At 62.2% G+C, this 11453-nt stretch carries 12 protein-coding genes; 4 read left to right on the forward strand and 8 right to left on the reverse strand.

All coding sequences use genetic code 11. The features are described 5' to 3' along the window. Window positions 1–104 precede the first annotated feature (104 nt). From AC07W0_RS07415 to AC07W0_RS07425, 3 genes are all read left to right on the forward strand, one after another. Window positions 105–1469, forward strand: a complete 1365-nt coding sequence (locus AC07W0_RS07415; RefSeq protein WP_046485032.1) for an MFS transporter — start codon at window positions 105–107, stop codon at window positions 1467–1469. Between the two features lie 70 nt (window positions 1470–1539). Beyond that, a complete protein-coding gene (locus AC07W0_RS07420) occupies window positions 1540–2670 on the forward strand; it encodes an MFS transporter (RefSeq protein WP_102617241.1) in 1131 nt (376 codons plus the stop codon). Window positions 2671–2713: 43 nt separating this feature from the next. After that, a complete protein-coding gene (locus AC07W0_RS07425; RefSeq protein ID WP_017848070.1) occupies window positions 2714–3154 on the forward strand; it encodes an MEKHLA domain-containing protein in 441 nt (146 codons plus the stop codon). Here the strand turns inward: AC07W0_RS07425 and AC07W0_RS07430 are convergent. After that, a complete protein-coding gene (locus AC07W0_RS07430; RefSeq protein WP_046382904.1) occupies window positions 3151–3672 on the reverse strand; it encodes a DUF3087 domain-containing protein in 522 nt (173 codons plus the stop codon). The genes AC07W0_RS07425 and AC07W0_RS07430 overlap by 4 nt on opposite strands. Before the next feature lie 224 nt (window positions 3673–3896). Further along, a complete protein-coding gene (locus tag AC07W0_RS07435; RefSeq protein ID WP_046382905.1) occupies window positions 3897–4133 on the reverse strand; it encodes a DUF6555 family protein in 237 nt (78 codons plus the stop codon). A 120-nt stretch (window positions 4134–4253) separates the two neighbouring features. On the opposite strand from AC07W0_RS07435, the gene AC07W0_RS07440 reads away from it, so the two are divergent. Beyond that, a complete protein-coding gene (locus tag AC07W0_RS07440; RefSeq protein WP_102617240.1) occupies window positions 4254–5078 on the forward strand; it encodes an arylamine N-acetyltransferase family protein in 825 nt (274 codons plus the stop codon). A gap of 88 nt (window positions 5079–5166) precedes the next feature. Here AC07W0_RS07440 and nuoN read toward each other — a convergent pair whose 3' ends face one another. From nuoN to nuoI, 6 genes are read right to left on the reverse strand one after another with little or no spacing between them, the layout of a single operon-like run. After that, complete coding sequence (nuoN, locus tag AC07W0_RS07445) at window positions 5167–6630, reverse strand: NADH-quinone oxidoreductase subunit NuoN (RefSeq protein ID WP_017848066.1); 1464 nt, start codon at window positions 6628–6630, stop codon at window positions 5167–5169. A 7-nt stretch (window positions 6631–6637) separates the two neighbouring features. Beyond that, window positions 6638–8170 carry an NADH-quinone oxidoreductase subunit M gene (gene nuoM / locus AC07W0_RS07450; RefSeq protein WP_010566880.1) on the reverse strand — a complete coding sequence of 511 codons (1533 nt, stop codon included), beginning with the start codon at window positions 8168–8170 and terminating at the stop codon, window positions 6638–6640. A gap of 55 nt (window positions 8171–8225) precedes the next feature. Beyond that, window positions 8226–10079 carry an NADH-quinone oxidoreductase subunit L gene (gene nuoL / locus AC07W0_RS07455; protein WP_017848065.1) on the reverse strand — a complete coding sequence of 618 codons (1854 nt, stop codon included), beginning with the start codon at window positions 10077–10079 and terminating at the stop codon, window positions 8226–8228. After that, a complete protein-coding gene (gene nuoK / locus AC07W0_RS07460) occupies window positions 10076–10384 on the reverse strand; it encodes an NADH-quinone oxidoreductase subunit NuoK (RefSeq protein WP_026140165.1) in 309 nt (102 codons plus the stop codon). Before nuoK ends, nuoL begins: the two co-directional genes overlap by 4 nt. Before the next feature lie 2 nt (window positions 10385–10386). Then, complete coding sequence (gene nuoJ, locus AC07W0_RS07465) at window positions 10387–10890, reverse strand: NADH-quinone oxidoreductase subunit J (protein WP_017848063.1); 504 nt, start codon at window positions 10888–10890, stop codon at window positions 10387–10389. A gap of 9 nt (window positions 10891–10899) precedes the next feature. Beyond that, window positions 10900–11448 carry an NADH-quinone oxidoreductase subunit NuoI gene (gene nuoI / locus AC07W0_RS07470; RefSeq protein ID WP_003174725.1) on the reverse strand — a complete coding sequence of 183 codons (549 nt, stop codon included), beginning with the start codon at window positions 11446–11448 and terminating at the stop codon, window positions 10900–10902. Window positions 11449–11453 lie beyond the last annotated feature (5 nt).

The following is an 11453-nucleotide window of genomic DNA, read 5'->3' on the forward strand; positions in this document are numbered from 1 at the left end:
GGGTGCAGGCAACATGAAGATGTTGACAGCCAACGCATTGGCGACTGGAAAAAATCGTCGCAGCCCGTAATCTGGAGGCCTTTTGTCACCTGTGCGGATTGTGCATGTCTTCTGTTGCCGATGGGCTGCCCCTGAACAAACGCCTGCCGGCGGTGATCGCCATTTCCCTGGGCATCGGCATGGCGACCCTGGACACGGCCATCGTCAACACGGCGCTGCCGACCCTGGCCGACGGCATTGGCACCGACTCCGCGTCGGTGATCTGGGTGGTCAACGCCTACCAGTTGGCGATCATTGCCACGGTGTTGCCCTTCGCTTCGCTGAGCGATGTGCTCGGGCACCGTCGGGTGTACCTCGGTGGCTTGTTGCTGTTTATCGTATCGTCGCTGTTTTGCGGGATCGCCGGGTCGCTGGTGACGCTCACGGCGGCGCGGGTGGTGCAGGGGCTCGGTGCGGCCGCGATCATGAGCGTCAACACGGCGTTGCTGCGGCATATCTATCCGTCGCGCATGCTCGGGCGCGGCCTGGGCTATAACTCGCTGGTGGTGGGGCTGGCGTTCACGCTCGGGCCGACGGCGGCGTCGGCGATCCTGTCGGTGGCGAGTTGGCACTGGCTGTACCTGATCAACGTGCCGCTGGGCTTGCTGGCGCTGATGTTGGGCCTGCGCTCATTGCCGGTCATTCCCATGGCCGGGCATGCCTTCGATCGCCTCGCCGCGCTGTTGTGTGCCGGGCTGTTCGCCTTGCTGGTGCTTGGCCTGGGGACGGCGGTGCATGGCGCCCAAGGTGCGTTGACCCTGGGCCTGATCGCGCTGGCGCTGGTCTGCGGCGCGCTGCTGCTGCGCCGCCAGGCCGGGCACCCGGCGCCGATGCTGGCAGTGGACTTGTTCAAGCGCCCGGTGTTTGCGCTGTCTTCGCTCACGGCGATCTGCGCCTTCAGTGCCCAGGGCCTGGCCTTTGTGTCGCTGCCGTTTCTGCTGCAGGCAGTGCTCGGGCACAGCCAGGTGGAGACCGGCTTTCTGATGACGCCCTGGCCTGCGGTGGTGGCGGTGATGGCGTTGGTCGCCGGGCGCCTGGCCGACCGCGTGTCCCTCGGCCTGTTGTGTGGGATCGGCCTGTTGATGCTGAGCGTGGGCATGGCGGCCCTGGCGACGTTGCACAATGATGCGTCGGCGTTCGAGATCGGCTGGCGCATGGCCTTGTGCGGAGCCGGTTTCGGGTTCTTCCAGTCGCCCAACCTCAAGGCATTGATGACCAGCGCACCCTTGGCCCGCAGCGGCGGGGCCAGTGGCATTGTGGCGATCTCGCGGTTGTTGGGGCAGACGCTGGGAGCGTCGTTGGTGGCGTTGTGTTTTCACTGGTCCCTGGGCAGCGGCCCGCACTACGCGTTGTGGCTGGGCTGTGCGTTTGCGTTGGTGGGCAGTGTGGCCAGCGGCCTGCGGTTGTTGCCGTATGACAAAAAGGTTTAATCGAGCGTTGTAAAAAGCCGTTCGAGAAGGCTACGGTGGCGACCTGAATATTTCGGGATGTTTCAGATTTATGGCAAGCCAGGCCCAACGCACTGCCGACAGCACCTCCCGCCGCGCCGCGCTGACCTTGGCTTTATGCCTGCCCAGTGACGTGTTGCTTTATCTGCTGCTGCCCATGGAATCCCAGGCGTTCGGCATCACGCTGGCCCAGGCCGGGGTGCTGCTGGCGGCCAACCGACTGGTGCGGATTTTCGGTTACCGCCATGTGCTCAATTTCTATGCCCGCCACGGCGATCGTCTGACCTGCATGATCGCCGCCGGTGCCGCGACGCTGTGTGCCTTGGGTAACTCGATGCTGTCGGGCTTCGCTGCATTGCTGGGCTTGCGGCTGGTCTGGGGCTTGTGTTTTGCCGCGTTGAACTTGTCGACCCAAGTGCTGGCGACCGCCGAGCCGACGGGGGCCGCACGCCGGGCAGGGCGGTCGCGGGCCTTGATCGCCCTCGGACCGATGCTCGCATTGCCGCTCGGCGGCTGGCTGACCTTATGGGCCGGACCGCGTCCGATCTTTCTGATTCTCGCCGGATGCTGCCTGCTGGGCTTGTGGATGGCGCGGAGGTTGCCTACTGTCGGCCATGATTTGCACAGCAGTCCGGGGCGCCGTTTCAAGTGGCCCGACAGCGTGGCGCTGTGGTCGTTTATCGAAGGCGTGGCGCTGGATGGGCTGTTTATCTTTGGCCTGTCGATCCAGGCACAGAAGCTTCTCGGGGGCGACGCGGTGTTGATCGCCGGTGCCTTGATGGCCTTGCGTTATGTCTCGGAAATGCTCCTGAGCCCGCTGGGCGGTCGCGCCGCGCAACGCTTCGGCGCCACGTCGATGCTGTTGTTGTTTTCGTTCCTGAGCGCTTTGGCCCTGGCAGCATTCGGCAGTTATTGGGTGATCGTCGGCGCGGCGGCAGTGCTGGTGTTGCGGGCGTTGCAGTTGCCCCTGGTGACGACCTTGGTGGCCGAACGCAACCCCGGTTCGATGCGCGTGTCGGCATTGGCCTCCAACGCGGTATGGCGCGATATCGGCGCCGGCCTCGGGCCGCTGCTGGCGGGGTTGTTGCTGCCGGTCGCCGCGGCCCCTTGGGTGTTTGGCCTGGCGGGCGCCGCGATAGCCATCAGCGCCGTGTTCTGCTGGCGGGCAAAGCGTTCCAACTGACAATGTGAGGTAGTGTGTGACCCGACAAGAAGACTGTGTACGCGTGCTGGATGACGCCTATCGACACTGGACCGGCCAGGGCTTGCCGGCGCCCGAGCATCTGGACGCAGAGCAACGCCTGACCTGGCTGCATGCCCATGCGCCCTACAGCCTGCTGGCCCACGATGGCGCGGCGGACCCGCGGTTTAACTACGCCAATGCGTGCGCCTTGGCGTGCTTCAAATACCCGCGGGAGACCTTCATCGGCATGCCGTCACGCTTCAGCGCCTCGGAACTCGACCGCGCCGCGCGCCAGGTGTTATTGGAGCACGTCAGCGCCAACGGCATCGCCCATGGCTACAGCGGCTGGCGGGTGGATGCACATCAGCAGCCGTTCATGATCCATGCCGGTGTGGTGTGGACGTTGCTCGATGCCGCCGGCCTGCCGTGTGGGCAGGCGGCGCTGTTCTGGCCGGATGCGCAGCGTATCGGGGTGTTGGCTTAAGCGCCTTTGAAACTGTCCAGCCAGGACGGGTCGAAACGGGTTTGCTCGGTATCGAGCCCCAACGCTTGCATCTTCGCCCTATGTGCCTCGATCTCGCCGACCAACTGCACCTGGGCGCTGGAGTTGGCGTCCAGCTCATGCATCTGCGTCAGCCCCAGGTGATAGAACCGCAGCACCTTGAGCGCCGTCGGGTCATTGGCTTGCACGCGGTCGGTGACCTTGTGCATCACGTTGGTCACGCGCATCAGGTTGCGCTTGAGCTGCCAGCCATACACCGCCGGCGCCAGCCATGGCTGGGTCCAGAACGGGCCGCGCACCAGGGCGAGGGTGATCAACACCCCGGCAAACACCCCACCCACGTTGTAGCGAAAGTTGTCGCCGCCGGCTTCGCCAAACAGCATCACCGCCAGGCTCGACAACAGCATCGCCAGGGCCACGAACAACACGGCCACGATCAACGTACTGCGACGGGTCTGCTGGCGGTAGGTGATGGGGTCGCAGGGTTTGAGTTCGAACATCCGGGAAAAATCTCCTTGGCGTTTGTAGGGGATAGGGCAGGGCGGCATCTTCTCATGCTTGGCGATGGGGTGTGCGGTTAACACGTTGGGCGAAGGCGTGTGGGGCGTTCTCTATGATCGATTGCAAGCAGCCCCGGCCCGGATCGCACACGCAATGCCCCGAAAGAGCGTGAGCAACCAAATGCTGTCGAAAAAAAAGCCCCGTCGTTGAACGGGGCGTTTGTTTATTTGGGCGGTACCCAGTTGACGTCGGTGATGCCGTACTTCTCGGCCCAGGGCCGGGTGGTTTTTTTCACCTGTTCGTGGCCGACCCGACCGATGCGGCTGACATGCGCAATATCGGCATCAACGGCCGCCCAGTGCCAGGCCTCGGCGTTATTCATCACTTCGGCACGCACCACGAAAGACTTCGGTTGACCGTGCAGTTGATAGGTAATGGTGTAGATTTTTGCGCTACTCATGTTGCCTCCCTGTCTTGTTATAGATGGATAGGAAAGCATTTAAAAAGGTTCATTCGAAATGACAAATTGCCGGTCCGGGCGGCATAGTGGGGCCTTCGCCACGCGCCCAAGGATCGCGTCATGTCCCGCCTGACCCAAAGCCACCTGTACCTGCAACGCCTGGGCTACGCTGCGCCGCCACCGCCGACTCTGCAAACCTTGCGGGACCTGCAATTGCGGCATGTGTGTACGTTCGCCTTTGAAAGCCTGTCGACCCTGCTGCGCTTGCCGGTGCCGATCGACCTGCCCAGCGTCGAACAAAAAGTATTGCTCGATGGACGCGGCGGGTATTGCTATGAACTGAACCAACTGTTTCTGGAACTGCTGCAGGAGTTGGGCTTCGACGCACGCGGCATCACCGGACGGGTCGTGATGGGCGGGCCACCGGACGCACACACCGCGCGTACCCATCGCCTGAGCCTGGTGACGGTGGACGGTGTGCGCTATATCTGCGACGTCGGCTTTGGCGGCATGGTGCCGAGCAGCCCGTTACGCCTGGACAGCGAAGCGATCCAGGCCACCGCCCACGAACCCTTTCGGCTGACCGTTAAGCACGGCAGCTACACCCTGTGGGCCGAGGTCGGCGGGGAGTGGCGTGGCTTGTATGTGTTCGACCTGCAGGTGCAGGCAGACATCGATTATGAAATCGGCAACTGGTACGTCTCCACCCACGCGGACTCGCCGTTTCTCGGTCAGTTGAAAGTGGCACTGCTCGCGCCGGGTAAGCGTCACACCTTGAACAACGGCCACTACGCGATGCACTCCCTGGACGGTCCCAGCGAAAAACGCGCGATAGCCAGTGCCGATGAATTGCTTGATGTGCTGCGCGGCACCTTTGGCCTTCGTTTGCCGGTGCATCAGCGGCTTCGCGAAACGCTCGATGGTTTAGTGTCGGCCAATCTTTAGACGCATTGAGGCCGCATCTTCTCTGGCCCATAAACGCAAAAACGGCACCCGAAGGTGCCGTTTCTGTTTACTGCATACCGCTAAGCGATCAAACGCCCAGTACCGCGTGCTGCACCAAAGTGAGCAACGGTTGTGGGTACACGCCGAGGAAGAAGGCGAGCACGGCGATGGCCAGCAGCATCACGCCACCGGCTTTCTGTTCCCAGTGCAGCTCGGCATCCACACGACGCAGGTTTGGCTCGATCAGGTACAGGGTGACCATCACGCGCAGGTAGTAGAACACGCCGATGGCGCTACCCAGGATGAGCGAGGCAACCAGCCACCATTGATGCGCTTCAACGCCGGTCGCGATGATGTAGAACTTGCCGATAAAGCCCGCAGTCAGCGGGATACCGGCCAGGGACAGCATCATCAGGGTCAACACGGCGGTCAGGTACGGACGGCGCCAGAACAGGCCGCGGTATTCGTACAGGGCGTCGGCGTCACGGCCTTTGTAAGGCGAGGACATCAGGGTGATGACACCGAAGGCGCCGAGGCTGGTGATCACGTAGGTGACCAGATACACGCCGATCGCTTCCAGGGCCAGGCCTTTGCTCGCCACCAGGGCGATCAGCAGGTAGCCGAAGTGGGCGATGGACGAGTAACCCAGCAGACGCTTGAGGTTGTTCTGGGTCAGCGCCAGCAGGTTACCGAACAGGATCGAGGCAACGGCGATCACGCTCAGTACGTCGCTCAACACGCCGGTGTTGGCCGCCGGGGAGATCTGGAACAGACGCACTACCACCGCAAACACCGCAACTTTCGTCGCCGTGGCCAGGAACGCGGCCACCGGCGCCGGAGCGCCTTCGTACACGTCCGGTGTCCACAGGTGGAAGGGCACCAGCGACAGTTTGAAAGCCAGGCCGATCAGCATCATCGCCAGGCCCAGTTGGGCGATCGGCGCAGGCATGCTGGTGGCCGCCAGGGCGTGGCCGATACCGGTGAAGCTCAGGCTGCCGGCTTCGGCGTAGAGCAGGGCCATACCGAACAACAGGAACGCGGAACCGGCGGCCGACAGCACCATGTATTTGATGCCGGCTTCCAGGGAGCGCTTGTTGAAGAAGGCGTAGGCCACCAGGCCGTAGGTCGGGATCGACAGCAGTTCCAGACCGATGAACAAACCGGCCAGGTGCTGCGCGCTGACCAGCACGATACCGCCGGCCGCAGCCAGCAGGATCAGCAGGTACAGCTCTTCGCGGTTGCCCGGGTAGCCGGTGCCGCCTTCGCCGAGGTAGGCGTGGGCGAGGGTGACGCAGGCCAGGGTGGCGACGAGGATCAACGCGATATACAGCAGCGCGAAGTCATCGATCATCATCAGCGGGGTCACCGCCAGGGGCGCGACCTTGAGTGCCGGGATGATCGACAGCAAGGCCAGGTTCAAACCCGCACAGGACAGCAGGAAGGTTTGCGCATGATTGCGACGCCAGGCGATCGACAGCATCACCACCACAATGGTGAGGCTGGTGATCAGCAGCGGCGCAAGCGCGATAAAGTGTTGGATCGTGAATTCCATAGCGCTCTTACCGGGCCGAAGCGAGTTGAGAGAAGGCGGTGCCGAACCACTGCTGCACGCCATGCATCGTTGCGGCAGAAGTGTCCAGGAACGGTTGTGGGTACACGCCGATGTAGATCAGCAGGACCGCCATACCGAGCACCATGATCAGTTCGCGAGCATCCATCCCGCGCAGGACGGTGTCGGACTTGGCCGGACCGAAGTACGCACGGTGGATCATGATCAGCGAGTAGACCGAACCGAATACCAGGCCGGAAGTGGCGATGGCGCTGATCCACGGTGTCTGCACGAAGGTCCCCATCAGGATCAGGAACTCGCCGATGAAGTTACCGGTGCCCGGCAAGCCCAGGGACGCGGCGGCAAAGAACAGGCTGATCGCCGGCAGGTAGGCGATGCGCGACCACACGCCACCCATCTCACGCATGTCACGGGTGTGCAGGCGCTCGTACAACTGACCACTGAGGATAAACAGTGCGGCAGCTGAAACACCGTGCGCCAACATCTGGATCACGGCGCCTTGCAACGCCACCTGGCTGCCGGAGTAGATACCGATCAGTACGAAACCCATGTGGGAAACGGACGAGAAGGCAACCAGACGCTTGATGTCGGTTTGCGCGAAGGCCAGGAACGCACCGTAGAAGATCCCGATCAGACCCAGGGTCATGGCGATCGGCGCGAACTCGGCCGAGGCATTCGGGAACAGCGGCAGGGCGAAACGCAGCAGGCCGTAGGCCGCCGTCTTCAGCAGGATACCGGCCAAGTCCACGGAACCGGCGGTCGGCGCCTGGGCGTGGGCATCCGGCAGCCAGGAGTGGAACGGCACCACCGGCAGCTTCACCGCGAAGGCGATGAAGAAGCCCAGCATCAGGATGTACTCGGTGGTCAGGGACATCTTGGTTTTCAACAGATCGGCGTAGTTGAAGGTAATCACGCCCGTGCTGTTGAAGTTGACCAAGACCAGACCGAGGATCGCCACCAACATGATCAGGCCGGAAGCCTGGGTGAAGATGAAGAACTTGGTCGCCGCGTAGATCCGGGTTTTCTTGCCGTCCGAAGAACTATGACCCCAGAGCGCGATGAGGAAGTACATCGGCACCAGCATCATTTCCCAGAAGAAGAAGAACATGAACAGGTCGAGGGCGAGGAACACGCCGACCACGCCGCCCAGGATCCACATCAGGTTCAGGTGGAAGAAGCCCACGTGACGCTGGATCTCTTTCCAGGAGCAGAGTACCGAGAGGACACCCAGCAGGCCGGTCAGCAGGATCATCAGCAACGACAGGCCGTCGAGGGCCAGGTGTACGTTGATGCCGAAGCGCTGGATCCAGACGTGCTTGAACTCAAGCGCCCAGGTCGGATCGGCGCCAGGCGCCGGAGCAAATGAATAGTCGCCATGGGCCCACAGCCAGAGGCCGAGCGCGAGTTCCAGGGACATGGTCAGCAACGCAATCCAGCGGGGGAGGGTGGCGCCGAAGCGTTCACCCATCCAGCAGAGCAGGCCGCCGATAAAGGGGATCAGGATTAGCCAGGGCAGAATCATGACGGGCTCGTTTCCTTTCGCAAGTTCGCAAAGTTCGCAATGTACTTAGACATGGTCAGACCGCTACCACAACGATGGCGCCGATCACCAGAACGGCACCGGCCGCCATGGAAGCTGCATACCAACGTAATTGGCCAGTCTCGCTGCGGCTCAGGGCGGTGTGGCTAGCCTTGGCGGCACGCGGGATCAAACCGATGGTCTGGTCGAGCGGGTCTTTGCGCAGTACGTGGCTGATCGCAAGGTAAGGCTTGACGAACAGTTTGTCGTAGATCCAGTCGAAGCCCCAGGCGGCGAACCACCAGGCCGAAAGGAAACGGCCGATGCCACTGTTGGCGACGGCAGTGACGAAGCGACGCTTGCCGAGGAACAGCAGGGCCGCCAGCAGGATACCCGCGATGGCAATGGCGCCCGAGGCGATTTCCAGGCTGTGCTGGGCTTCGCCGCCGGCATGGCCGACGCTTTCCGGCAGTACGCCGGCCAGTGGCGGGGTGATCATGGCGCCGATGAAGGTCGACAGGATGATCAGCACCGACAGTGGCAGCCAATGGGAGATGCCGTGGCCTGCGTGTGCTTCGGTCTTGGCTTCACCGTGGAAGGTGATGAAGATCAGGCGGAAGGTGTACAGCGAGGTCATGAACGCACCCACCAGGCCTGCGTAGAGCAGGTTCTGGTTACCGCTGGCAAAGGCTTCCCAGAGGATTTCGTCTTTCGAGTAGAAACCGGCGGTCACCAATGGCAGGGCTGCGAGTGCGGCACCACCGACGATGAAGCTGGCGTAGGCCAGTGGCAGTTTCTTCCACAGGCCGCCCATCTTGAAGATGTTCTGCTCGTGGTGGCAGGCGACGATCACCGCACCGGAGGCGAGGAACAGCAGGGCCTTGAAGAACGCGTGGGTCATCAGGTGGAAGATCGCCGCGTCCCAGGCGCCGACGCCCAGGGCCAGGAACATGTAGCCGATCTGGCTCATGGTCGAGTAGGCGAGGATACGCTTGATGTCGGTCTGCACCAGCGCGGCGAAGCCGGCCAGTACCAGGGTCACGCCGCCGACCACGCCCACCAGGTGCAGGACGTCCGGCGCCAGGGTGAACAGGCCGTGGGTACGGGCGATCAGGTAGACACCCGCGGTCACCATCGTTGCGGCGTGGATCAGTGCCGAAACAGGCGTCGGGCCGGCCATCGCATCCGCCAGCCAGGTTTGCAGCGGCAGTTGCGCGGATTTACCCACGGCGCCGCCCAACAGCATCAGGGTCGCCAGGGTGATCCAGAAGTCGCCGACCTGGAATTTCTGCGGTGCCAGCACCAGCAGTTCCTGGATGTTCAGCGTGCCCACCTGTTGGAACAGGATGAACAGGCCGATGGCCATGAACACGTCGCCGATCCGGGTCACGATAAAGGCTTTGAGTGCCGCGTTACCGTTGTTGCGGTTGCTGTAGTAGAAACCGATCAACAGGTACGAGCACAGGCCCACGCCTTCCCAGCCGAAGTACAGGAACAACAGGTTATCGCCCAGCACCAGGAACAGCATGCTGGCGATAAACAGGTTGGTGTACGCGAAGAAGCGCGAGTAACCGGCTTCACCGCGCATGTACCAGGACGCGAACAGGTGGATCAGGAAACCTACACCCACCACCACGCCGAGCATGGTGATCGACAGGCCGTCGACGTAGAGGGCGAAGTTGGGCTTGAAGCCCTCCACCGACATCCACTGCCACAACACCAGGGTGTAGTGGCCGCCTTCCGGCGGCGCGACGTTGAATTGCCAGATGACGTAGGCGGCGACAATCGCCGACAGGCCGATGGAGCCCACGCCGACCAGGGCCGAGAGGTTTTCCGACCAGCGTCCGCGAGAGAACGACAGCAGCAGGAAACCGATCAGGGGAAATACGAAAGTCAGAAAGATCATGTTCATCCGCGCATCTCACTGGCAGCGTCGATATCAAGCGTGTGGAAGCGACGATACAGTTGCAGCAGGATCGCCAGGCCAATACTGGCCTCGGCGGCTGCCAGGCTGATCACCAGGATGAACATGACTTGTCCATCCGGCTGGCCCCAACGGCTACCTGCCACGATGAACGCCAGTGCCGCAGCGTTCATCATGACTTCCAGGCTCATCAACACGAACAAAATGTTACGGCGAACCATCAGGCCGACCAGGCCAAGGCAGAACAGGATGCCGGCGACCGCCAGACCATGCTCCAAAGGGATAGCAGGCATCATCATTGCTCCTTGGCTTCGTTACGGCCCAAGTGGAAGGCGGTGATGACTGCGGCGAGCAGCAGCATCGAAGCCAGTTCGACCACCAGCAGATACGGGCCGAACAGGCTGACGCCCACGGCCTTCGCGCCAACGGTGGTGTGGCCGATGGCCTGGCCGCTCTGGTGAGCGAACAGGACATACAGCAGTTCAGCCAGCAGCAGCGCGGCGAGGACCACCGGGCCGAGCCAGATGCCCGGCTTGAGCCAGACGCGTTCCTGGGCGACCGAGGCCGGCCCGAGGTTGAGCATCATCACCACAAACACGAACAGCACCATGATGGCGCCAGCGTAGGCGATCACTTCCAGTACACCGGCGAACGGTGCGCCGAGGCTGAAAAAGGTCATGGCCACGGCGATCAGCGAAATGATCAGGTAGAGCAGGGCGTGCACGGGGTTGGTGTTGGTGACCACGCGAAGCGTGGACACCACTGCAATACCCGATGCGAAATAGAAAGCGAATTCCATCTTTCTTCCTTAAGGCAGCAAGCTCTTCACGTTGATCGGCTCGGCTTCGTTTTGTGCGGCGCCTTTCGGCTTACCGGCAACGGCCATACCTGCAACACGATAGAAGTTGTAATCAGGGTTTTTACCGGGACCAGAGATCAGCAGATCTTCTTTCTCGTACACCAGGTCCTGACGTTTGAACTCGGCCATCTCGAAATCCGGTGTGAGCTGGATCGCGGTGGTCGGGCAAGCTTCCTCGCAGAGGCCGCAAAAAATGCAGCGCGAGAAGTTGATGCGGAAGAAGTCCGGGTACCAGCGACCGTCTTCGGTTTCAGCTTTCTGCAGGGAGATGCAACCCACCGGGCACGCCACGGCGCACAGGTTGCAGGCTACGCAACGCTCTTCGCCATCGGGGTCGCGGGTCAGTACGATGCGGCCGCGATAGCGCGGCGGCAGGTACACCGCTTCTTCCGGGTATTGCAGGGTGTCGCGTTTGCGAAAGCCGTGACCGAACACCATCACCAGGCTTCGCAACTGGGTACCGGTACCCTTAACGATGTCGCCAATATATTTGAACATGGGTC

It is taken from the genome of Pseudomonas sp. GW704-F2, from assembly GCF_059423025.1.